The following is a 23,429-nucleotide window of genomic DNA, read 5'->3' as shown; positions in this document are numbered from 1 at the left end:
CTCTTTTTTATCACAATTATCTACTTTCCACTTCAACTGAAACTACTCGATCAATCTCTTTCAGGGAACTATATAACTCTGTTGTATATAAATCTTCTGGAGCTAAAATAACCATTTCCAATTGCTGAAATGCTCCACTATCTATATCTTTAATTTTCACGCGTTTCACATGCATGCCTAAATTTTTAATTTGCTTAAATATACCATCTAACTCATGATGCTCTTTAACAGTAATTTTTATAGATAAATCCTTTTGTCTTAATGAATACGGTCCTGCAATTTTCACAAGTTGCGGAAGTACATTAATCGCTAAAATAATTAAAACCATAGCAACTGTCGCTTGTAAATAAAATCCCGCACCAATTGCGATCCCTAAAGCTGAAGCAGCCCACACCATAGAAGCTGTTGTTAATCCAGAAATAACATCATTACTTCTTCGTAAAATGACACCTGCGCCAAGAAAACCAATTCCACTAACAATTTGAGCGGCCAGTCGCATCGGATCCATATTTGTATGTCCTGGAACAGAATATACATGCACAGATTCAATTGAAACCATCGTAATTAAACAACTTGCTACAGAAATAACCATACTTGTTTTCACACCAAGTGGTTTATTCTTTAGCTGCCTATCTATCCCGATGAATAATCCTAAAAAGAGTGCTAAACCTAATTTGAGTAAAAATTCATATGACATATTTCCATTCTCCTTACTTTACAATGTTTCCCTTAGAATAACTCACTATAACTCTTTTATGATATCAATTCCAGTCTTTTCTATTCATTTAACGTAAAAAACCGAAAAAACATTTATAACGATGTTTCTCCGGCTTTTTATTACACTTTAGATTCTTCTTTATTTCTGATCTTTAATCTTAATTTCTGCATCTTTGTAGAATGCTAATTTACTGTCATTATACTCTTTTGTAAATTTGTTAAACTGCTCTTTCGACTTTTGTGCTTCCACATTTAATTCATTAACAGTTTTAACTTTTTCACCGATTTCTTTTAATTTCGTTTCTTTTACTTTTAATTTTTCATACAGTTCTTTTTCAGTCGCTAACACTTTCGTGTAATTTTCATTCATCTTTTTGAATGCATCATAACGGTTTTTATACGACTCTTCTACTGCTTTTGCTTGTTTTTGTAACTTCTTATCTTCAATCTTCTCTATATTACTTTGAACAGATTTTGTTTCCTTCTGTGCTTTTTCTAACATTTCTTTTTCACTTTTCAATACTTTTTCACGATCATCTACATTTGCAGTAGCTTGCTCTATTTTCTTTACAACTGCTTCATTATGATCTTTACCTTCTTGCAAAATTTGAGCATATAATTCTTGCCCTTGTTTCTCTAACTGCTCTAATTTTTTTGCTTCATCCACTAAAGATTTTTCTTGTGTTGCTGCTGTTTCAAAAGCTGTATATAGATTTTCTTCTGGCTTTTCACCGAAACAACCTGTTAAAAGTCCTACTGATAATACTCCTACTACTGCTACTTTTCCATACTTCAACGTTCATTCCTCCATTACATACGGTTATCATGCCAGAGGTTCACTGGGAAGTGATTCTCTTCATGATAAGCTTCAAACTCATAACCCTTTTCTTTTAGCCCCTTTAAAATTGCTGGCACAGCAGCAACTGATTGCGGGTGAATATCATGCATTAAAATTACTTCTTGTGGTTTTGTTGCGTTTGTTAATACATTTTGAGCAATTTGTGCTGCAGCTGCATCAATTGGCATTTTATTGTATTTCCAATCTGATGAATCAATTGTCCAATCCCATACTTTAAATCCGCTTTCTACCACTTTATTTCGAAGACCTTCATTCAATCCAGGCATCGAACCATATGGAGGACGTGTTAATTTAGGTGATTTCCCAATAATATTAGCGATTAAACCTTGATCTTCTTTCATCTCATTTACATACTCGCCATTTTTATATAACTTTGCGAAATTATGTGTCATACTATGCATGCCTACATAATGACCCTCAGCATTTTCACGTTTCACTAAATCAGGAAATTCTTTGACATTCGCTCCAATTAAAAAGAACGTCGCCTTCGCATCATGTTGTTTTAGCGTATTTAATAATTCAGCCGTATATTTCCCTGGCCCATCGTCAAATGTAAGATAAGCAACTTTTCTTTCTTTTCCATTAAAACGACTTGGTGCCGTTTTATTCATTTCAACTTTCGGCTGTTCACTTGCAAGCTGCACTACATTTTCTTGTTTCGCAACAGCTTTTGCTGGTGAAGTAATTGATTGGAACATGTAATACCCAATAGCTACTGCGGCAATCGCTATTAAAACGACTACTATTTGTTTAATTTTTAAAGCTTTTTCCATTCTATCGAATTCCTCTCCCTATTAATCTTATATATAAATCGCCCAATATAATTATACATCTATTTATTTTTATTTCACCATGTAAACAGATTTTTTTGTATTATACTGGGAGTTTTATCAAAAGTATTGTTCCATGTGCTTATAAGACTCAACGTATCTCCATGAAGATCCACCATTTTTTGACGATAGCTAAACCATATTTTCACCTATTACATAATTATTAATCTGGCAAAATAGCTGGTCAATATATGATAAATGATCTTTCGCAATTACTATCTCTTCATCTTTCACCTTAATCGCTTCAATGTGTATGAATATGTAATTGCATTTTGAACAGTCTTTCTTTAACCTGTTTCAATTTCCACCAATTCAATTGTTCTATAAATAGTGATAAATTGAATTTCCTTTCCTTCAACTTTAGGAGCTAATTTCCAAATAGTCCCCTCTAGTATATCGTATAATTACACCTTTTGTTTATATAAATTAAAATGATTTTAGTATAATTTTTCTAGAACAAAAAAACGTTATTAAAAAGTTGCTAATCCACTTCAAAAAAAAGATTGGCAAAAGCCAATCTTTTTTTTATTATTCGTTTCGAACTGATTTTGGCGTTACACCTAAATGATCATTTAATTTTTTTGAAATATCTTTTATATTTTTTTCATTTGGAATGTAATAATAAATACCACCGATACGTTTATCTGTACCTTCTATTTGCATTTTTTCCATTTCCAAATTAGTTCCTGCCATATTTTTTGTAATGGCAAGCATATCGTCAAATGTTAAGTTCGTTTTCATGTTTTTATCAACCGCATCTAGTAAAGAGCCCATTTTGCTAATTGATTGAACAGACATCGCTTTTTTGGCAATTGCTTCTATTACAAGTTGCTGTCTCTGTCCACGCATTGCGTCACTATCAATTTTACGCGTTCTTGCAAGTGCAAGTGCTTGTTCTCCATTTAAATGTTGGTAACCTTTTTCTAAATGGATCATACCAGCTTGGTCTTTACTATCTTGTTCAGTGAAAGTAACTGGTACATCAATATCAATACCACCAATTGAATCGACAATTTGTACGAATGATTCAAAGTTAAACTTCACATAATAATCAACAGGGACATTTAAAAATCTTTCCACTGTATCGCGTGTGCTTTCTACGCCACCAAATACGTGAGCATGAGTAATTTTATCTAATTTTTTTCTAGTTGGAATATAAACACGTGAATCACGTGGAATACTTACTAGCTTAACAGACTTATCATCTTTATTAATTGTTGCTAATAAAAGTGCATCTGTTCGAACTGCTTCGCCATATTGGCTTTTTCTCATTTCACTTCCATCTACACCCATGATTAATATTGAAATATTATCCTTTAAAGGTTCAACTTCTTTATCACGCTTTGATGACTTTTCAATTTTTGCATATGCATCATTTACAACTGCTTTTGCTTTATTATATATAAACGAACCATATCCTACTCCTCCAAAAATAAGTAGGAAAAATGGAATTAATATGAACCATTTTATTGACTTTCTTTTAGAACGCTTTTTATTACTTCTCGTATTTTGTTCTAATTCAGAGCTCATACCCATTCGCCTCTCTTTCTCTTTACCAAGTATAATGTAAGTCTATTTATCTTCATATTGAATTTCCTTTCATTAACCTTACAATTTTGTAAGGTTACTACTTAAACCCAATATGTATTCCATTTCACATTATACTCTCGTACTTATTTTTGGCAAGTCACTATTTACCAATTTCAAAAATTTAGCACTTCGCAACATGCAAATTTATAAATTCATTAACTCTTTCATTTTAAATTAGGATATCTTTTTCCAGATAAACGATATGAATAAAGAGTCCAGCTAATAATAAAACCTCTATGAATACAGTATATTTCACGTTATTATTTCTCAAACGGCGTATACATGCTTTTCTTCCCCTGATTATCAATAAAAGCCGACTTTGCTTTTATTTTCGTTTTTTCTACTTCCATGTCTTCATTTGAGAAGTTCACAATGATTTTAATATCTTTTCCATAAGAAACAGATTGTACTAGCTTATCTTCTGACAAATACGCAAAATTCGTCATCTCTTCTTTTACTGCTTTTTCATGAACTTCATTCCAAACTTTTAGATGCTCTGTAATTTCTTTTTTATGTTTATTCCACTCTACTTCATCTAAATGGTACAACGGAGGAACATTATACAATAATTCAGACAGCATTCGATTTCCAACTTCATCTTTTACCTTTAAACTTCCCCATTCCCAATGATGCGTTGTAATAACGGAATCATTGTATACTAATTTATATAATGGTACCGAATATACTGGATTTAAATATACTTGTTTATATTCTTCTTTCAATGGTACTTGTTTTGCATATTTTTCGGGAACATTTTGATTTGGTGACCAATATCCACCGACATAATACGGACTTGTTTTATTTTTCCGCATATCTTCATCGTCCCATTTAATAACAGGTGTTTCAATTCCGTGTGCAAATGCAATCGTACTACTAGCAAAATCATTTCCACCTTCAGAACCAACGACCATACCCTTTTCTTGTGCAATGTAGTCCATTCGTTTTAAACGTGCTTTTAAATCTTGCTCTTGTGTCGTTATATGTTTCGCTGAATAGTCATCGTAAATTTCACCTGTCGCATCACAATCAATAAACCATGAATTATATTTAGGACCATTTTGTAATATATCATTCATGCGTTCCTTTACACTAGGCAGCGATAAAGTCGGGTTTAACTTGCGACCTCTGCCTAAAAAGCCTTGCACCTTTTCTCCGTTTTTCTTCGTTACAGTAGCCTCTTCGTATAATGATGGGTCATTAAAGGATGCTGTGTTCCAATTTTTATCACTTTTTTCGTGAATGGAATGATATGAATCATACGGACCAACTAAATACCCCATTTCCTTCGCTTTTGCCACGAAATTCGGTTGCATAAATCCTTGTTCCCAGTTCGGCAGACCAATCCACGCTTTTTCTATTCCGGCCTCTGTCATTTCCTTTAGTATGTCCGTTCCATCTGCATTACCCCATTTACTTACCTCTTCAACCGCATCGCCAAGTAGCGACTTTAATAAATGCTTATTTAAGCTATACAATTCTGTATTCGTTAAGTGACCTACACCTTTCTTTAATAGCACACTAGCTTCCTGGTCAACGTTTTGAAAAATATCCTCTTTATAAAATTCCTTCATGGATAATACTTCGTTTATATAACGTAAAATAACATTTTTTTGATACTTATCAATGAAATCTTGTTTACTTACTTGATCTAATACATTCAGTTCCCCAGGCTCTGAACTATTCTTTTGAATAAGTTCTTTTATATGACTAAACAGCGGGCTATTTATTTGCTCCCTTAGTTTTGGCCAATTTATATTATTTTCTGATAAACCATTTTGATTCCAAAAATAAAAATGCGCCGCTCCATATAACTTTTCGATTTCTTTATTTTTTCTAGCCTTTTCTTGTAATGTTTTAAATTCACCTTTTCGAACAATATCATCCTTATACAGTTTAGCAATGCTTACCGCATCATTATTTGTCACATATAATTGAAATCCATATGTTTTATTTTTATTTATGCTCGGAAATTCATGTGTAAAATCAAATCCTATTTTCGGATCCGAATGAAATTTCAATTCATTATTAAACATATTGTTTGCAATATATACAATTGAATATTTCGAACCATTTAATGCGAAAAACTTCATAGAAAATGATTCAGCAAATGAATATGCATCATCCTTTAAAAACTTCTTCCAATTCTCATCATTGCTCGGAATTTGCTTACCCTCCCATAACGGAAGTGTATAATTTTCAGCTTCTACTTTCGGCCATGTAAAACTTTCTGCACCAGTCGATTCCACTTCAATGTTTAAGTGGTCTTTTTTCTTTTCTAATTTTATTTTTACTTTTTGATCTGGATATTCCCACGATGTACGATCCTTTTCTTTTTTTACATTCGATACCTTCATTTTCGGTAGGGGTTGTGATGCCTGTTCCTTTACACCGTCATGTTCTACAGTTACTGTGAATGTTTCTGGATTTACATCATAAGTAAAATCTTTATACGTCGCTTTCTTTATTTTAGACTCTTGTACAGCATTACTACCTTTTACGTCACAACCGACTAAAGTCGAAAATGGCATAGTTGTTAGAAGACATATCGCTATCATTTTTTTCATCCTCTGCACCTCCACCAATGAATATACAGGTGGTTTGTTACAGAAATGTGGCAAAAAATAATAGAGCTAGCATTTTGCTAGCTCTATTTGGAGTATTAAAAGTTGATATGAACAACTATAATTCGCTTAGAAGATATGTAATATAGTAACTGCATTTTTTCTCAACAATTATGAAACTAAACAAATCAAAATTTTAACAAGCATTCTTTAACTGAAAAAATAAGTGTATACAATGTATCCTAAAAGTAGTACTAAAATGATTATCCCTGTACCTTTCCAATTCATACCGCCGGCTATATCAACTAGACTACCTGCTTCCGCTCTATTGAGTCCGTCATGTAAAGAACCCGTAGGATTACTTTTTAATTCACTTTGTCTCATACGCTCTCTTTTTTCTTCTGGTGACTCTTTATTCATTTAATCACCTCCAAAATGAATGCACTCTTTACTTACATTATTCAAAATCAACATTTGTTTTATATTTTTTTCCGAAAAAACCCAATTTAAAATAGGTTTGCAACGTAAAGAAAGCTAGCCATGCCAGCTTTCTTTATAATCCAATATGCTCTTCCTTATTTACAATAATACCTTTATGGTCGATTTCAAGCTCACATACTTTCATATCTGTAAATACTCTCGCTAATTGCTCAGCGATTTCTTGACGTTTCTCATATGGCGTTAATATAAAAATAGATGGTCCCGCACCGCTAAGTGCTGTGCCGTACGCACCAAATTCTTTTGCGCATTTACGAATAGATGGTAATAACGGTACGAGTTCTAAACGATATGGCTCGTGAAAATGGTCTCTCTCCATCATTTCACCTACAACTTCCCACCGCTTTTGACATAATGCAGCTACTAATACGTTACTTATCGCACTAGCTTTAACTGCCTCATGAAACGGAAACATCTTTGGTAATACAGATCGACTTTCATCTGTATTTAATTCTTCATTCGGAATAAGAGAAATTACCCCTAATTCCTTGCTCTCAATTCTTACGACGGAAATATCCTTTCCATCAAGTGCTCCGATTACAGTTCCACCTAATATAGAAGCAGCAACATTATCAGGATGTCCTTCAAAATTTGTAGCAATTTGAACTTTTTGATCAGCAGTTAAGTTCAAATCACCTAGTTGATTCGCAACCTCTATCCCAGCTACAATCGCTGATGCACTACTTCCTAGCCCTCTCGTTAATGGGATATTGCTAGTAACTTCTATTATATGGGGTGATATAGAAGGACATACTTTACATGCCGTGCTAACGATTAAATTTTTATCGTCTGTCGGAATTGATTCTTCAAAGGAATGGATTACTTGCCACTTATCAGCTTTTTCTTTAACCACCACATCTAAATACAATGACAAAGCTATTCCAACTGAATCAAATCCAGGACCAACATTCGCCGTACTAGCAGGGACACGAACGCTTAATGGTATCACGACATAATCACCCCTTTAATATGATCTTTAATTTGTTCTATATTATTTGACAAACTTGCGATGTCTAGTTGATTTGAAGAAATAGCGATATCAGGATCCTTCAAACCATTTCCAGTTAATACTGCAACAACTGTTTCTCCCTCTTTGATTTTTCCAGATTGAACATGTTTAATTACGCCGGCTAATGAAGCATTTGATCCTGGTTCAGCGAAAACTCCTTCAGTTTTTGCTAATAACCTATACGCATATAAAATTTCTTCATCTGATACCATATCTATTTCACCACAAGACTGCTCGGCAGCCTCTACTGCATACGACCAACTTGCTGGGTTACCAATGCGAATTGCTGTTGCAATTGTTTCAGGCTCTTCAATTACATGCCCTTTTACAATTGCAGCTGCTCCTTCTGCTTCAAAGCCATGAATTCTTGGCTTCTTATAACCTTTTTCTTTCTCATATTCACAGAAACCTTTCCAATATGCTGTAATATTTCCTGCGTTCCCAACAGGGATAGCTAGAACATCTGGTGCATTTTGCAATTGGTCACAAATTTCAAATGCTGCCGTTTTTTGCCCCTCAATTCGATAAGGATTTACTGAGTTTACTAACGTAATCGGCTCTTCTGCAGCAATATTTCTTACAGCCTTAAGTGCATCATCGAAATTCCCTTCTATTGAAATAATTTCAGCTCCATAAGCGACCGCTTGCGCTAATTTCCCATGTGCAATCTTTCCTTCAGGTATGACGATTATACATTTCATCCCAAGACGTGCCGCATATGCTGCAGCTGATGCTGATGTATTACCTGTTGATGCACAAATGATTGCTTCTGAACCTTCTTCTTTCGCCTTAGCAACTGCCATCACCATACCACGATCTTTAAAAGAACCTGTCGGATTCGCTCCTTCGTACTTACCATATAGCTGAACCCCTAATTGCTTTGATATATTTAATAACGGAATAAGAGGTGTGTTTCCTTCCATTAAGCTCACATCAGGTGTTTTTTCATTCACCGGTAAATAAGAAGCATACTGTTTTAATAGTCCTTTATACATATTGTTTTTCCTCCTCAATAATGTAGTAACTGTTTATTTCACTTGCGACAGCTTCTATCGCTCCTAAAACTCGTTCGAATTGATACTTGGAAGTTCGATGTGTCACAACAACAACTTCTGCCAGTTCACGGTTTAAAGGTAATTGAATAACTTCTTTTAAACTTACAGAATAATTAACGAAACATTCTGTTATTTTTTGCAACATCCCAGGCTCATCTCGTAATGAAATACGCAAGAAATATTTCGAAACTACTTCTTCATCACCTTGTAATTCATAAGGAACTGGTTCTTTTAACGCACTTTTATTTTTCGGCACTTGATTCATATTTTTAACGATGGAAATAATATCACTTACTACAGCAGAACCAGTTGGCAACTTTCCAGCTCCAGGTCCGTAAAACATTACTTCTCCTACCGCTTGACCGTGAACATATACTGCATTAAATTCATTATTTACATTCGATAATGGATGACGACTTGGTAAAAGTGTCGGTTCTACACTTAAATGAATGGCTGATCCTTGTTTTTCTGCTTTCCCAATTAACTTCATAGTAAATCCTAACTTTTCAGCCATTTGTAAATCTTCTTTTTCGACCTTTCGAATCCCTCTTACTTGCACATCATCTAATGAAACATTCATCGAAAAACCTAAGTTTGCAAGAATTGCTACCTTTCTCGCCGCATCTAGTCCATCTACATCTGCTGTCGGATCCGATTCTGCAAAACCTAATTTTTGCGCTTCCTGTAAAGCCTCTTCATAAGACCACCCATTTTGACTCATTTTTGTTAACATATAATTTGTTGTACCATTTACAATTCCCATTATTTTTTCAATTTGATCTGATGCTAGCCCGTCAGTTAGTCCTCTTAACACTGGAATACCGCCTGCTACGCTCGCTTCATAACATAAATCACAATCATTATCATTTGCCAGTTGAAGAAGCTCTGCACCATATACAGCCATTAAATCTTTATTTGCTGTTACGACATGTTTTTTATTTTCTAAAGCCTTAACAATATGCTGTTTTGCTTCTTCAATTCCGCCCATTACCTCTACTACAATATCAATATTTGAATCATTTAGAACTTCATCTGCATGACTTGTGACTGCAATTCCGTCAATACAAACATCGCGTTCTTTTTCCAAATCACGTACAACGACTGTTTTCACTTTCACTTCGTATCCTGTATCAAGAGCGATTTTTTTATAATGTTCTTTCAAAATATGAACAACACCACTTCCGACCGTACCTAAACCTAATACCCCAACATTTATAACGTTATTCATCTTCTAATCTCCTCCTAAAAGTTTAATTGTTACACCTATAAATCACCTTATTCTGCTCTTTGGCCATGCAGGTGGTGGTTATTTCCGTACGTACAAATTGTTTCATGTTACAAGCACCTCCTTTCAAAGTAATAAAAAAACACACTCATCCCTAGGAAAGGGACGAATGTGTTTTCGTGGTTCCACCCTTGTTCCAATCTAGACGTATCTCCTTCTAGATTGCTCAAGTTCAGATAACGGCTGATACCGTCAATAATTACTAGATTACTCGTTCACTATTGAAGTTCAAAGGTGGTAAAATCATTTCTCGTGTTAGGAAGCTCACACCCTTGGCTTCCCTCTCTGTAAACCGTAAAAATGATTTCTTGTCCTTATCGTTACTTTTTCGTTCATGTTTATTTGTTAACTCATTATACTCGCATAAAAAACAAAATCAACAATATTTTTCAATTATTTTAAATTTTCGGTCTCAAAAACTATAAAAAAACACACTCATCCCTAGGAAAGGGACGAATGTGTTTTCGTGGTTCCACCCTTGTTCCAATCTAGACATATCTCCTTCTAGATTGCTCAAGTTCAGATAACGGCTGATACCGTCAATAATTACTAGATTACTCGTTCACTATTGAAGTTCAAAGGTGGTAAAATCATTTCTCGTGTTAGGAAGCTCACACCCTTGGCTTCCCTCTCTGTAAACCGTAAAAATGATTTCTTGTCCTTATCGTTACTTTTTCGTTCATGTCTATTTGTTAACTTATTATAGTTATCAACTTTTTAAAAAGCAAGCCTATTTTTACTAACTATTTTCAAGAACTTTTTTTATTATATTTTACAATAGCATTATGCAACCGCCACTCAATTTACCTATTTTGTTATTTCTCCAGTTTATAAATCAACGGTTCATATATAAAGTGAAACTTTAATCAGTGGGGATTTTGTTCATCCCCACTGATTATTAGTTGAACCAATCGGGCTTTTACGGGCAGTTGATACCCACCTAACTTCTTTACTTACGCTGAATTTTAAGGTAGGGGTCTTACTGCCCGTTAATGCGGGATAAGTTCCCCATTCTAAAACCCGTACATATCCACCTTACAAAACTATATCAATAAAATTTTCAATACAATCTTTTTGTATAACTTTCTTCTAAAGAACGTGCAACATCTTCTTCTGAAGTATTCACTTTCGCATGCTCCAGCAACATTTTTGCTGCTGAAGGTAACTCTTTTTTATTTAACCAAGATTCTGGATCCCACATCTTAGAACGAATAAAAGCTTTTGCACAATGAATATAACACTCTTCTATTTCAACAACAATTCCAAGCAACGGATTACGTCCATTCGCCTGCATTTCTTTCAAAACTTCTTCGTCGTTTGTAATATACGCTCGGCCATTTATCCGGAGTGTCTCCCCAAGACCTGGAATAAAAAAGATTAGTCCTACACGTGGATTTGAAATAATATTCAAAATGGAGTCTATACGACGATTGCCCGGTCTTTCTGGAATGATAATTTTATTATTATTTAATACGTATACAAATCCAGGTGCATCTCCTCTCGGCGAAGCATCACACTCTCCTAATTTATTTGCAGTAGATAATACTAGAAAAGGAGATTTAGACAGAAAATCTACGCAATGGTGGTCTAATGATGAAATAACTTTCTTTAACGCTCGCTCACTTGGTTGCCCCAATATTTTCCGTAACTCTTCCTCTGTTGAAATAATCGATTTTATTTCCATACGCTCTATCTCCACTTATAACTACTCCTTTTTCTTTATTTTCCCAAAATTCAATACAAATATTGTATAATAAAATTTGAGGAAAGGGGAATTAAAATGACAGAGTGGTTAACAATATTTGATCCTGAAAGAAATACACTTGGGAAGAAATTACGTGACGAAGTGCATCGTGACGGTGATTGGCACGAAACATTTCATTGTTGGTTTGTAGAAAAAGATGCTGAAGATATGTTCTTATATTTCCAATTACGCTCTAAAAATAAAAAAGAAGCTCCATGTATATGGGATATTACTTCAGCTGGACATATTATGCATGATGAAGATGTACAAATTGGTGGCCTTCGTGAAATCGAAGAAGAATTGGGGCTTTCCTTTCAAACTACTGATTTAATATACAAAGGCATCTTTAAAATAGATTATGAAATTTCAAATCTTACTGATCGTGAATTTTGTCATATGTATTTTCACAATGTCAACAATCCACTTCCATTCGCACCAGGTGAAGAAGTAGACGATGTGATGAAAGTACATACAACTCCTTTTCTACAACTATTAAAAGGAGAGATTTCATCTTTAACGACGATTTCAGTCCTAAACAATAAACCGATTACGATAACATTTGAAGATATTTATCCGTATGATCTTGCATACTATGAATTTGTTGTTGAACAAGGAAAAGAACTACTAAAAAATAATAGTTTGTAAATATAATAGGACTCCTATCTATCGTTGACTGAGAGTCCTATTTTCCTTATCATCATTGTTCAATTGTCTTTAATCTCTTCTCTACTCGCCTAAATAAGTGAATGATTAACAATACCATGACCGCCATAATCACTGCTGTTGTATGTGGATATCTAAACAGTATACTAATAATACTTCCAATTAACATCATGATGAATCCGTTTTGCTTCATCACTTCTGCACTATACCTATTACCCGCATCCCATAATTCCTTATTTTTCATGGATCGTTTCGTACGATAACCATATGCTGCGTTAATATCCGTTGGTGGATTTTTTTGAAGGATAATTGCAGCAAGTATAAATATAACACCGATCAATATGCTTATTCCTACGTTTACTATTGCATAGATCAATTATACCCCCCCTAACTTACACCCTCATTATACGACACGACCCCTTTTTTTCCAATTTATAACGCATTCAATTTCTTTCTTTTGATGTCTGGAACATACTCGGAAGTGTTACAAAACGTGCCCCTTTCGTTTTTAACTGCGGAATGATTTTGTCTAGTGCATCTACAGATCCTTGTAGATGCCCACCCGGTGTTGAATGCTGAAGGATGACACTTCCTGGAAATGAATTCCCTAATACATTATTTGTAATCGTATCAGCGCTTACACCTTTCCAATCAACTGTATCAACACTCCACTGTACAATCATAAAATTTTGCTCTGTCGCCCACTTCAATTGATTTTCAAGTATTTCACCGTATGGCGGACGTATAAACTTTGGTGCATAACCAGCTAAACGATTTAATATTTCTTCTGTTTTTATAATTTGATTACGGTACTCATCCTCATTTACTTTCGCTAAATTTGGATGACTATACGTATGATTACCAATTACATGCCCTTCATTTGCAATACGCTTTACTACGTTCGGAAATTTTTCTGCGTTTTCACCAAGTAAGAAAAAAGTAGCTTTTACATTATGTTGTTTTAACTTATCTAATATTTTTGGCGTGAATTCTGAATCTGGTCCATCATCAAATGTAAGAGCTACTTCCGCTTTATTATACGGTCCTGAAAATGCGTACGCATATTTTTCAACCCATGAAAATGGTGTCCACGATCCACGATCATCTACTTTCATTTGTACTTCATAGCTTTGAGGGATATATGCGTATGGCAATGCGCTTATATATTCTCCATAATAAAGTGAGTTATATGGCATATAAGCATACGAAACATCTCGTTCTAGTCCCCATTGATATGGAGCAAACATTTCTGGCGAATAAAAATAATACATGATAAAAAACCTCCCTAAATTTTCATATGTGATTCATCTGCACTTTGTTAGAGAAATTGTTATTCATAAACAAAAATAAGACTGTCCTTAATTAGGACAGTCTTACTGCTTTATATTATTAATAAATTGATGTACTATCTTTTGGCAAAGCTTTCACATGTTTTAAATAGTTCGTCACTTTATCATCATCTTGCGGATATTGATATTCATATGTGTTAGCAATTTCGTTCGCCACTTCTCTAAATAAATCACCCATAACAAAGAATGACTCCCACATATTTTCATATTCTGCATTAGAAAATGTCCTTTTAAATTGCTCCCACATATCTTCTTCAATATATTGCTCGAAATGCTTTCCAAACTTCCCTGTATTAACTGTAAAGTCTGTTTTCATACCAATATACCATTCTAGCATTACGATGAACATATCTCGCACTGGTCCTTCAAGCATTCCTTTTGCATAAGAAAGTTCCTCTCGCCATAACCCTTTTGCGATATTCGTACTACACCACCAAAATTCATTACAACAATCTAAAAACTCTTTTTCTGTAGGCTTTTTTACTAAGTAATCTTTATCACTTGCTGGTGGGAATTCTTCCAGACAATTATCTTTATCAAGAAGCATTTTACTTAAACTATCTTGTCCAACGAACTTTTTTATTAACTCAACTGGAACTAGCGTTAAATCAATCCGATTCCCATCCATGAACTGCATTAAATACGGAAACTTTCCATCTTCATCTGGTTGAACTAACGACATTTCTTCTGGCATTTGTACTATCATTATTTCTCCAAATCTATGAACCCAATTATGATTAGACGTAAAAGATTGTATATCATTTACAACATACATAATATCATAGTCTTGAAAACAATCTCTTTTCACATTTGGATTTACACGCGATCCATTCATGATAACTGCTCGAATTCTTTCATCCTCTATTGCTGTATTTATAATTACGTCTAACATTTCTTTTTCAGTTCTCATCTACTCACAACCTCCAATTTTTTAATATATAATATAGTGCTATACTGGAGGGCCACGAGCTAATCTCGTTATACACGATACATGTTATAATTTTTCAAACATCTTTTTCATTCCACCTGTCTCCTTACATCATTCTTTTACGATTGCAAATCCATCGTATCCCTTACTTCCGACAGTTTGAAGCGCTGTAGCACTAACACGTGGCTCTGCAGCTATTAATTCATAGAAACGACGTATCCCTTGTACACGAGGATCGTTACTAGTATCATTAATAACTTCTCCTTCACGTACTACATTATCTCCAATAATTACGGTACCAGGGCGTGATAGTTTCAGTGCCCATTCAAAAATAAGTCGGATTATTTTGTTTATCAGCATCTATGAAAATAAAGTGAAACTTTAATCAGTGGGGGGTTCATCCCCACTGATTATTAGTTGAACCAATCGGGCATTAACGGGCAGTTGATCTCCCACCTAACTTCTTTGCTCCAGCCGACCTTTGAGGTGGGAGTCTTACTGCCCGTTAATGCGGGATAAAATCAAAAGGTTCATGCTTCTCATTTTCTATTTGTTGTAAAGAATCTAACGCTAATCCTGTTCGTATTTCAATTTTATCATTCAAATTAGCACGTTCAATATTGCTACGTGCAATTTCTGCATGTTTTTCATTTGCTTCCAATGTAACAACTTGGCCTCCAGATGGTAAGCCCCTTGCAATCCATATCGTGCTATATCCGCCTGGAGTACCAATTTCCAAAATGTTTCGAGCTCCTTGAATTTGTACTAATAGTTGTAAAAACTTCCCTTGCGTTGGCGATACATCATGTGCCGGTAAATTAGCTGCAGCATTCGCTTGAAGGACCCTTTCTAATGTAGAATCTTTCGGTATTAATACATCACTCATATATTGATCAACAGCCGTCCATTTCTCAATTGTACTCATGTAAATACCATCCCTTTCAATTTCCCAACGCTTTCTACCATTCACTTTTAATTATACCGAAAATTCTGTCTCAAATACAAAAAATAAAGAAGGGACATCTCCCCCTTACAGAATAGATATCCCTTCTTTTAAAGTTAAATTTAATTCCTATGGATTAGTAGACCAAAGCCCAGCAGATTTAATAAATGTACGTTTATTTAATTTTAGCTGCGCTACGATAAATTCTGCAATATCTTCTGCTTGCATTACTTTATCAGGGTTTCCATCAGTTAATCCTAAATCTACAGCCATATCAGTTGCTACTGTACTTGGTGTTAAAGCTGTTACACGAATGTTATGCTTACGAACTTCCATCGCTAACGATTCAGTTAAACCAAGAACACCAAATTTAGAAGCACTATATGCACTTGTTACAGGTGCACCTTTTTGTCCTGCTGTAGATGAAATGTTAATGATATCACCAGATTGTTGTTCAATCATGCTCGGTAAAGCAGCACGAGTTGCATAGTATACACCCATTAAGTTTACTTGAATGATTTTTTCCCAATCAGCAACGTCTAGTTCTAAAAACTTACCAAACTTAGAAATACCAGCGTTATTAATTAAAATATCGATAGATCCTAAACCATTTTTTAACGTTTCAATCGCAGTAGTCACTTCTTCGTATGAAGAAACATCAGCAGTTGCAATAACAGCTTTTACGCCTTCTGCTTCTACTTCTTTCGCTACAGCTTTTAAGTTTTCTTCTGAACGAGCTAATAGGCCTACATTTACGCCTTCTTTCGCTAATGCAATTGCGACAGCGCGACCAATCCCTCTACCTGCTCCTGTAATTAAAGCATTTTTGCCTTGTAATAATTCTGCCAAGTATAACACTCCTTAATCATCTCAGTTATGTATTATATTAAAATTGTATCTATGTTTATGTAAAAAGGCAATGATGCACTTTCATGTGCGTAGGTTACTTGTAGGTAACTATAGAAAATTACTATGCATTCATTGCACGTATTTATCATTATTCATGCAAAATAAAGACACCCTCCTCATAAAAGAGTGTCTGCGTATGAAATAAAAAATGGTTCTTTATCACTACACTATTTTTCTTCATAATTAGGAATACGCACAATAAATTCAGTACCTTTTCCTTCCTCACTCTCCACTTTTATCTCTCCTTGATGAAGATCGAGTACTTTCTTTACAATAGCTAAACCTAAGCCACTTCCTCCAGAGGCACGATTTCGTGAAGAATCCGCTTTATAAAAACGCTCAAAAATATGTTGTTTCTGTTCTTCTGATATACCAATTCCTGAATCACAGATACGCACTTCCACTACTGTCTCATGTTCCTTTAACTGAATAGTAATTGTACCACCGCTTGGAGTAAATTTAATGCTATTATGAATTAAATTAATCCACACTTGACTCATACTTTCTTGGTCTGCAGTTACATGGACTTTCTCTAAATCAAGATCTAATTCAATTTCTTTTTCAGCCCAGAGTGGTTCACTATTTAACACAATTTGCTTTAACTGTTGATCTAATCGATAGCTCACTCTCTCTGGTGTATACTCTTCGGATTCTAAAAGAGTTAGCTTTAGTAAATTTTGACTTAGTTTAGATAATCTCGTTGTTTCAGTTTCAATAATTGTAAGATAATGCTTTCTTTTTTCCTCAGAAAGATTATCGTCTTGTAGTGCTCTAGCAAATCCTTTTATAGAAGTTAATGGTGACTGTATTTCATGAGAAACATTTGATACAAATTCTTGTCTCATTTTCTCCATCGTATTCAGTTCATCTGTCATATCATTTATACTTTTTACGAGCACGCCAATTTCTCCATCATACTTTTCTTCATTTCGTATTTTTACGGAGAAGTCTCCTTTTGCAATTTTTTGTATCGGTTCAATAATAGTCCAAATCATTGCCTCTCGTTTTGGCCTCATTAATATTCCAATTAATGTCCAAATAAGAATAATAAATACAAAACCGACCATATCACTAATTAGAAAGGCAACAAATGGCGATACGTTTACGTCAAAAGCATTCAATATACTAGTTGCTACATAAAATGCGATAGACCAAATGATAGTAAGAAAAGAAAAGAGCGCTAATACCGCTCCAAATACTTTCAGCATCTTCAACTTACTCATTCGTTTTCTTTTTCTCATTTACTTACCTCTAAGCGATACCCTAATCCTCTTATCGTTTTAATACTAAATTTCGACTGCTCTTCTTGAAACTTCTCACGTAACCGATTAATATGAACGTCTAGTGTACGTTCATTCCCTTCAAAATCATATCCCCATATTTCTTCAATTAATTGCTCTCTCGAACAAGTTCTTCCCGATTTAGACCCTAAAGTAAAGAGCAGCTCAAATTCTTTTAACGGTAACGTAACCGTTTGTTCTCCAGATGTAACTTCGAATGTTTTACGATTTAATAATACATTTCCAACTTGAATCGATTGTGAAACTGTAATTTGGTAACGTTTCAATAATGCCTTTACTCTCACTACTAGTTCTATAGGGTCAAATGGCTTTACAAGATAATCATCTGTCCCAAGGTGAAATCCTTTTACTTTTTGTGATGTTTCCCCTTTGGCAGTTAGCATCAGAACCGGGATATCATAGTATTTTCTTAATTCAAAACATACATCAAATCCATCCATATTTGGCATCATGATATCAAGAATAACCATATCGACTTTTACGTCATCCATTTTCCGAAGTGCATCTACTCCATCAATTGCCTCATATGTTTGAAAACCTTCTCGTTCTAAAAATACAGAAACGAGTTCCCTAATGTGTGGATCGTCGTCTACTATTAAAATTTTAGGTATCAAAGGAACCATTTCCTTTCTACTTAGCATCTAATATATTTTTTTAAAATGCACCCTCTTTAATTTTCAATTGTTGCGTTGCAAACTCACGATACATATCATGCGTCTGTAATAATTCATCATGCGTACCACTACCTGTAAGATTCCCTTTCTCAATAAAGATAATTTTATCTGCATCTACAACAGTAGAAAGTCTATGCGCAATCACTAACGTTGTTCTGCCTTTCATTAAGTTATTTAACGCTTTTTGAACGACAGACTCAGATTTACTATCTAAGCTTGAAGTTGCCTCATCTAGCATAAGAATTTGCGGATTTCGAAGTAACGCTCGGGCAATGGCAATTCGCTGTCTTTGTCCACCAGAAAGCTTCACACCGCGTTCTCCAACTTCTGTTGCATAACCGTTTGGTAAGTCATGAATAAATGCATCAACATATGCCATTGCTGCTACTTTTTCAATTTCTTCATCCGTTACTTCGCCTTCAACACCGTAACAAATATTATCACGAATCGTTCCATCGATTAACGGACTATCTTGTGATACGTAACCGATTTGACGTCGCCATGACTGTAATGAATAACTCGTAATTGATTCTTTTCCTAATTTAATGGCACCACTAGTTGGCTCATAAAAACGTTCCAGTAATGAGAATAACGTTGTTTTCCCACTACCACTTGGTCCTACAATCGCTGTCACTTTTCCAGATTCAATTATGAAATCAATATTTTTCAAAACTTGCTCTTCTTCGTTATACTCAAAATGTACATTTTCAAGAACGATCGGCTGCTTAGCATTTGCCACTTTCACACCAGTTTCATGATCTTCTACTTCATATTCTAAAATCGTACTAATTCTTTCCGTTGCACCGATTGCCTTTTGAAATTGTGTAAAGAACATAGATAATTGACTCATCGGCATTATAATTTGAACTAAATACAAAATAAACGCTACAAGTTCACCAGTTGTTAATGCACCGCTAGAAACTCGCATCCCGCCATATCCTACGATAATAACAAGTAGTGCCATTAAAACAAACGACATAACTGGCGAAATTAATGATTGCACTTTTCCTTCTTTCAAACCAAATTGTAATAACTTTTGTATACCTGTATTACCCGTTTCATATTCTCTTTTTTCTGTATTTGAAGATTTCACTAAACGAATTTCCGATAACACTTGCGTTAACACACTTGTAAAAGATGCCGTTTCATCTTGAAGCGCTTTTGAAATCTTATACATTTTTCGTCCAAGTGGAACTAAAATTAATACAGACAACGGAATAACCGTTAAAAGTAACGCAGTCATTTTCCAATCTAAAACAAATAATACAATTAACGATCCAACAATTGAAATACCACCTGTTAATAAGTTTGACAAATGCTCAGAAATTAACGTTTTCACAACACCTGTATCATTCGTCATACGGCTAATCGTATCACCTGTTCTATTTTGATCGTAATAAGATACCGGCAAGATAAGTACCTTTTTCCACAAACGTTCTCTTAGTCCCGCTACAATCTTCTGCCCAATATAATTTAGTAAATATATAGATAACCCTGCCGCAATAGTTTGCATTACAAAGAAAGCAACTAACCCAACAATTTGTCCTGCACTAATTGAAGAAAGCGAAAAATTATCTACTAATCCTTTTGTTAGCATGGGAATAAATAAACTCGCTCCCGTAGAAAGCAAACTCATTAATAATGCAAAAACTAAAATTCCTTTCGGAGGATTTGTATCTTGAATAAGGCGTAAAAACTGCCTCCAACTCCCTTTTTTCTTCATTTCATTTCTAACTTCCATTCCTGTTCATCTCCTCGTGTTAAACAAATCTGTTCTTTCTAAAATTAGAATACGATACAAATGTAAACTGAATGTAAACACACTTTTTCTATTTTTACAAAATATACATAAAAACTCATCTTTACAACAGATATAAACATCTGATATTATTACCTGGTACTTAATATTATTCTATGTAAATTATAAATAATTTACAACACGATATAAATCTCCAGTTAGTGAAAGGAGTATCCTTTTTGCAAACAAATATACATTCTGAAAAGGAAACAATTATTTTTATTCATGGGTTAGTTGGTAATCGTCGCGCCTTCAAAAAGGAGCAAAAACGATTTTCTGCCTCCTACAACATTATAACTTATGACTTATTAGGTCACGGTGATGATAAAGGAGAAGCAATCGACTTTTCATTACAGCGCCTCGTAGATCAATTATTAAACTTATATGAACAAGAAAATATTAAAAAAGCTCATATTTGTGCACTAAGTTACGGCTGTTACATCTCTACAATTTTTGCACAAATGCATCCAGAAAAAGTATTAAGTATTTGTCATATTGGAGGACATTACAATAACCCTTCTCGTTTATATAATGTATTTCAAAATTTTTGGGAGAAGCGAGGAGATGAATACTCTAAATGGCTCTCTCAATACGCAAATACTATTTTTCCAAGTGGTATACTAAAAGCAAATCCATTCGCAGTCATTTCAAGAAATATTTACTACCGTTTCGGATTACAATTACATTCATCCATAATTGCCCAGTCATTACGACATCGGTTAGAATTCGATTTAAAATCTAAATTAAAATCACTCCCTCACCCTATACTATGGGTAATGGGAGAGCATGATCATCTCTATAAATCTTGTCTATTTGATTTGAAATCTATTTTACCTAACGTTCTATACAAGGAAATACCTTTAGCAGGACATGCAGCGAACTTATTTCGTCCTAACTATTTCCACGACTTATATGATCGATTTTTAAATGGAAAGTTAAAATAAAAACTATTAAACTTCCAATTTATTCAACTATAAAAAGGCTTCCCAAGTTTCCTTGGAAAGCCTTTTCTCTATACGAAAAGTATATAAAACTACTTTTTCTTAGTATGCTTTTGTGTAACCTAAAATGTGCTTGCTCCAGTAAGAGTTACTTACAGAACTAATACGTACACCAGTTGCATCTGTTTCTGCACTAATGAACTGACCGTTTCCTAAGTAAACACCCATGTGAGAAGGACCTGATTTATAAGTATTTTGGAAGTATACTAAATCACCTGGTTGTGGATTGCTAGTTTTTGTTTTAGAGCTCCAGTATCCAGCAACTGTTTGACGAGCGCCTTTATGACCAGTTTGATTTAATACGTAGTGAATGAATCCACTGCAGTCAAAACCAGCAGGTGTTGTACCAGCAGTTCTGTATGGTGAACCATTTAAAGATCTAGCGAATCCAGCGATTGAAGATGTATCTCCACTTGTTGTTGGTTTTTGTACGTCTTTACCTGGTTGTTGAACGTTATTTGTAACGTTATTGTTATTGTTATTTGTAACGTTATTTACTCCGCCTTTTACAAACTTAACGAAGTCTGCACTTACGTAACCTGTGCGGCCGTTATGGTTAATTTTGTACCAACCATTTTCAGCGCCAGTAACGTTTAATACTTTACCATTTGTTACTCCACCGATTACAGCGTTGTATGTAGCTGGGCCTGTACGTACTTTTAAAGCACCAGTGTTAACAACATAAGAACCACCAGTTTGAACTGTTGTAGTATTGTTGTTTGTAGTTGGTTGTTGTGTTTCGTTAGATACAGCAGAACCACCTTTTGTTACGAAGTCTTTGCTTACGTATCCAGTTCCACCATTGAAGTTGATTTTAAACCAATCTTGTACTTCACCTACAACTTGTACTGTTTTACCTTTGTTTACAGAACCTAATACTGTATGAGATGTACTTGGGCCTGTACGTACGTTAAGTGAAGAAACGTTTACTGTGTAAGTACCTGTTCCTTGTTGAACAGTCGTTCCTGTTTTGCCACCAGTCGTTACGAAGTCACCACTTACATAACCTGTTTGACCATTTACGTTTACTTTGAACCAACCATTTTCTTGTCCAACTACTTGTAGCACTTGGCCTGATTTTACTTTAGAAATAACGTTATGTCCTGTACCAGCACCTGAACGAACATTTAATACATCAGCAGTTACTGTGTATTTTAATTCAGAAGTTGTTTCTACAGTTTTTGTTTCAGTTACAGTCGTTTGAGTTTGAGTTTGTCCATTAATTTCTTTTAGCGCTTCATTTGAAACTTGTGCATGAGCAGAATCCATTCCTGGAACTGCAACGCCAGCTACAGAAGCTGCTGCTAAACCTGCAATTACTTTTTTCATAAGTTGTCTTTACTTCCTTTCCCTACTATCCTCTTAAAAAAACTTAAAACTTTAATACTTTACAATATTATCAAAGTAAAATATTCATCCAGTTCCATTTTTTAGCAAGAGTTTTATTTTTCACACAGAGTTCATTTTAAATGAACAAAGTGAAATCCGTGTGAACTTCATGTGAACTTTATCATTAAACATAGTGTTTTTGCAATGATTTTTTCAAATTTCTTATATATCGCATAAAAATTCGACATTTCATTTAATATCTCAATATAAAATATCCCTTTTCTATCTTCTATAAAAAATTCTATTAACCTAATACAAACTACATTATGTATTTCCTTATAAAGCTCCTTACATAAAGTATACTTTCATCATGACAAAAATCACTC

The 23,429-nt window shown here is 34.4% G+C and carries 20 protein-coding genes, 2 pseudogenes and 2 other annotated features; of the genes and pseudogenes, 2 read left to right on the top strand and 20 right to left on the bottom strand.

Features of this window, described 5'->3' with window-relative positions; all coding sequences use genetic code 11:
* Positions 1 to 16 precede the first annotated feature (16 nt).
* From NZ044_RS09840 to NZ044_RS09795, 10 genes are all read right to left on the bottom strand, one after another.
* On the bottom strand, positions 17 to 697 hold the full coding sequence (locus NZ044_RS09840) for an MgtC/SapB family protein (protein ID WP_000119510.1): 681 nt from the start codon (positions 695 to 697) through the stop codon (positions 17 to 19).
* A gap of 159 nt (positions 698 to 856) precedes the next feature.
* Positions 857 to 1,513: a YkyA family protein gene (locus tag NZ044_RS09835; protein WP_000873575.1), complete on the bottom strand. Its 657-nt coding sequence runs from the start codon at positions 1,511 to 1,513 to the stop codon at positions 857 to 859.
* Between the two features lie 14 nt (positions 1,514 to 1,527).
* Positions 1,528 to 2,349: a peptidoglycan-N-acetylglucosamine deacetylase gene (locus NZ044_RS09830; protein ID WP_000409486.1), complete on the bottom strand. Its 822-nt coding sequence runs from the start codon at positions 2,347 to 2,349 to the stop codon at positions 1,528 to 1,530.
* Between the two features lie 585 nt (positions 2,350 to 2,934).
* The gene (locus tag NZ044_RS09825) at positions 2,935 to 3,936 is read right to left on the bottom strand and encodes an LCP family protein (RefSeq protein WP_002083270.1); all 1,002 of its coding nucleotides are present in this window, start codon (positions 3,934 to 3,936) and stop codon (positions 2,935 to 2,937) included.
* Between the two features lie 320 nt (positions 3,937 to 4,256).
* Positions 4,257 to 6,560 carry a glycoside hydrolase gene (locus tag NZ044_RS09820; protein ID WP_000738097.1) on the bottom strand — a complete coding sequence of 768 codons (2,304 nt, stop codon included), beginning with the start codon at positions 6,558 to 6,560 and terminating at the stop codon, positions 4,257 to 4,259.
* Between the two features lie 207 nt (positions 6,561 to 6,767).
* Positions 6,768 to 6,977 (bottom strand): DUF6366 family protein, encoded by a 210-nt coding sequence (locus tag NZ044_RS09815; RefSeq protein WP_001031477.1) that lies wholly within the window; start codon positions 6,975 to 6,977, stop codon positions 6,768 to 6,770.
* A gap of 133 nt (positions 6,978 to 7,110) precedes the next feature.
* On the bottom strand, positions 7,111 to 8,004 hold the full coding sequence (gene thrB / locus NZ044_RS09810) for a homoserine kinase (protein WP_000612685.1): 894 nt from the start codon (positions 8,002 to 8,004) through the stop codon (positions 7,111 to 7,113).
* Positions 8,001 to 9,059 carry a threonine synthase gene (gene thrC / locus NZ044_RS09805; protein ID WP_000276426.1) on the bottom strand — a complete coding sequence of 353 codons (1,059 nt, stop codon included), beginning with the start codon at positions 9,057 to 9,059 and terminating at the stop codon, positions 8,001 to 8,003. Before thrC ends, thrB begins: the two co-directional genes overlap by 4 nt.
* Positions 9,052 to 10,347, bottom strand: a complete 1,296-nt coding sequence (locus NZ044_RS09800) for a homoserine dehydrogenase (protein ID WP_001066894.1) — start codon at positions 10,345 to 10,347, stop codon at positions 9,052 to 9,054. Before NZ044_RS09800 ends, thrC begins: the two co-directional genes overlap by 8 nt.
* Positions 10,348 to 10,502: 155 nt before the next feature.
* Positions 10,503 to 10,734, bottom strand: a binding site (T-box leader).
* A 115-nt stretch (positions 10,735 to 10,849) separates the two neighbouring features.
* Positions 10,850 to 11,081 (bottom strand) — a binding site (T-box leader).
* A gap of 383 nt (positions 11,082 to 11,464) precedes the next feature.
* Positions 11,465 to 12,103, bottom strand: a complete 639-nt coding sequence (locus NZ044_RS09795) for a pyridoxamine 5'-phosphate oxidase family protein (protein ID WP_000402143.1) — start codon at positions 12,101 to 12,103, stop codon at positions 11,465 to 11,467.
* Between the two features lie 81 nt (positions 12,104 to 12,184).
* On the opposite strand from NZ044_RS09795, the gene NZ044_RS09790 reads away from it, so the two are divergent.
* Positions 12,185 to 12,793: an NUDIX hydrolase gene (locus tag NZ044_RS09790; RefSeq protein WP_000141348.1), complete on the top strand. Its 609-nt coding sequence runs from the start codon at positions 12,185 to 12,187 to the stop codon at positions 12,791 to 12,793.
* 52 nt (positions 12,794 to 12,845) lie between these two features.
* On the opposite strand, the gene NZ044_RS09785 is transcribed toward NZ044_RS09790, so the two are convergent.
* From NZ044_RS09785 to NZ044_RS09745, 9 genes and pseudogenes are all read right to left on the bottom strand, one after another.
* Entirely contained in the window at positions 12,846 to 13,184 is a 339-nt protein-coding gene (locus tag NZ044_RS09785) for an SdpI family protein (RefSeq protein ID WP_340950055.1), read from the bottom strand.
* 70 nt (positions 13,185 to 13,254) lie between these two features.
* Entirely contained in the window at positions 13,255 to 14,082 is an 828-nt protein-coding gene (locus NZ044_RS09780) for a peptidoglycan-N-acetylglucosamine deacetylase (protein ID WP_000291206.1), read from the bottom strand.
* Between the two features lie 118 nt (positions 14,083 to 14,200).
* Positions 14,201 to 15,070 (bottom strand): aminoglycoside 6-adenylyltransferase, encoded by an 870-nt coding sequence (locus NZ044_RS09775; protein ID WP_098506294.1) that lies wholly within the window; start codon positions 15,068 to 15,070, stop codon positions 14,201 to 14,203.
* 129 nt (positions 15,071 to 15,199) lie between these two features.
* A pseudogene (locus NZ044_RS09770) lies at positions 15,200 to 15,461 on the bottom strand (O-methyltransferase); the annotation flags it as partial.
* Between the two features lie 147 nt (positions 15,462 to 15,608).
* A pseudogene (locus NZ044_RS09765) lies at positions 15,609 to 16,013 on the bottom strand (O-methyltransferase); the annotation flags it as partial.
* Positions 16,014 to 16,160: 147 nt separating this feature from the next.
* Positions 16,161 to 16,880, bottom strand: a complete 720-nt coding sequence (locus tag NZ044_RS09760) for a 3-ketoacyl-ACP reductase (protein WP_000818985.1) — start codon at positions 16,878 to 16,880, stop codon at positions 16,161 to 16,163.
* A gap of 227 nt (positions 16,881 to 17,107) precedes the next feature.
* Entirely contained in the window at positions 17,108 to 18,181 is a 1,074-nt protein-coding gene (gene hitS, locus NZ044_RS09755) for an envelope stress sensor histidine kinase HitS (protein WP_016077844.1), read from the bottom strand.
* On the bottom strand, positions 18,178 to 18,855 hold the full coding sequence (gene hitR / locus NZ044_RS09750; protein ID WP_000612415.1) for an envelope stress response regulator transcription factor HitR: 678 nt from the start codon (positions 18,853 to 18,855) through the stop codon (positions 18,178 to 18,180). Before hitR ends, hitS begins: the two co-directional genes overlap by 4 nt.
* A gap of 40 nt (positions 18,856 to 18,895) precedes the next feature.
* Positions 18,896 to 20,656 carry an ABC transporter ATP-binding protein gene (locus NZ044_RS09745; RefSeq protein ID WP_016077845.1) on the bottom strand — a complete coding sequence of 587 codons (1,761 nt, stop codon included), beginning with the start codon at positions 20,654 to 20,656 and terminating at the stop codon, positions 18,896 to 18,898.
* 236 nt (positions 20,657 to 20,892) lie between these two features.
* Between NZ044_RS09745 and NZ044_RS09740 the strand changes: the two genes are divergently transcribed.
* Positions 20,893 to 21,657 carry an alpha/beta fold hydrolase gene (locus NZ044_RS09740; protein WP_001194308.1) on the top strand — a complete coding sequence of 255 codons (765 nt, stop codon included), beginning with the start codon at positions 20,893 to 20,895 and terminating at the stop codon, positions 21,655 to 21,657.
* A 99-nt stretch (positions 21,658 to 21,756) separates the two neighbouring features.
* Here the strand turns inward: NZ044_RS09740 and entFM are convergent, their stop codons facing one another.
* Positions 21,757 to 23,043, bottom strand: a complete 1,287-nt coding sequence (entFM, locus tag NZ044_RS09735; protein WP_142761563.1) for an enterotoxin EntFM — start codon at positions 23,041 to 23,043, stop codon at positions 21,757 to 21,759.
* Between the last annotated feature and the right edge of the window lie 386 nt (positions 23,044 to 23,429).

It is taken from the genome of Bacillus sp. FSL K6-1338, assembly GCF_038006965.1.
In the GTDB taxonomy this organism is placed as follows: Bacteria; Bacillota; Bacilli; order Bacillales; family Bacillaceae_G; genus Bacillus_A; species Bacillus_A thuringiensis_S.
This window is presented reverse-complemented; position numbering and strand designations above follow the sequence as displayed.

Excerpts from the sequence above, each read along its gene's own strand:
- NZ044_RS09745 (WP_016077845.1), bottom strand. The coding sequence starts at position 20,656 with ATGGAAGTTAGAAATGAAATGAAGAAAAAAGGGAGTTGGAGGCAGTTT.
- NZ044_RS09820 (WP_000738097.1), bottom strand. The coding sequence starts at position 6,560 with ATGAAAAAAATGATAGCGATATGTCTTCTAACAACTATGCCATTTTCG.
- NZ044_RS09800 (WP_001066894.1), bottom strand. The coding sequence starts at position 10,347 with ATGAATAACGTTATAAATGTTGGGGTATTAGGTTTAGGTACGGTCGGA.
- entFM (WP_142761563.1), bottom strand. The coding sequence starts at position 23,043 with ATGAAAAAAGTAATTGCAGGTTTAGCAGCAGCTTCTGTAGCTGGCGTT.
- NZ044_RS09840 (WP_000119510.1), bottom strand. The coding sequence starts at position 697 with ATGTCATATGAATTTTTACTCAAATTAGGTTTAGCACTCTTTTTAGGA.
- NZ044_RS09815 (WP_001031477.1), bottom strand. The coding sequence starts at position 6,977 with ATGAATAAAGAGTCACCAGAAGAAAAAAGAGAGCGTATGAGACAAAGT.
- NZ044_RS09775 (WP_098506294.1), bottom strand. The coding sequence starts at position 15,070 with ATGAGAACTGAAAAAGAAATGTTAGACGTAATTATAAATACAGCAATA.
- NZ044_RS09830 (WP_000409486.1), bottom strand. The coding sequence starts at position 2,349 with ATGGAAAAAGCTTTAAAAATTAAACAAATAGTAGTCGTTTTAATAGCG.
- thrC (WP_000276426.1), bottom strand. The coding sequence starts at position 9,059 with ATGTATAAAGGACTATTAAAACAGTATGCTTCTTATTTACCGGTGAAT.
- NZ044_RS09790 (WP_000141348.1), top strand. The coding sequence starts at position 12,185 with ATGACAGAGTGGTTAACAATATTTGATCCTGAAAGAAATACACTTGGG.
- NZ044_RS09780 (WP_000291206.1), bottom strand. The coding sequence starts at position 14,082 with ATGTATTATTTTTATTCGCCAGAAATGTTTGCTCCATATCAATGGGGA.
- hitS (WP_016077844.1), bottom strand. The coding sequence starts at position 18,181 with ATGAGAAAAAGAAAACGAATGAGTAAGTTGAAGATGCTGAAAGTATTT.
- NZ044_RS09825 (WP_002083270.1), bottom strand. The coding sequence starts at position 3,936 with ATGAGCTCTGAATTAGAACAAAATACGAGAAGTAATAAAAAGCGTTCT.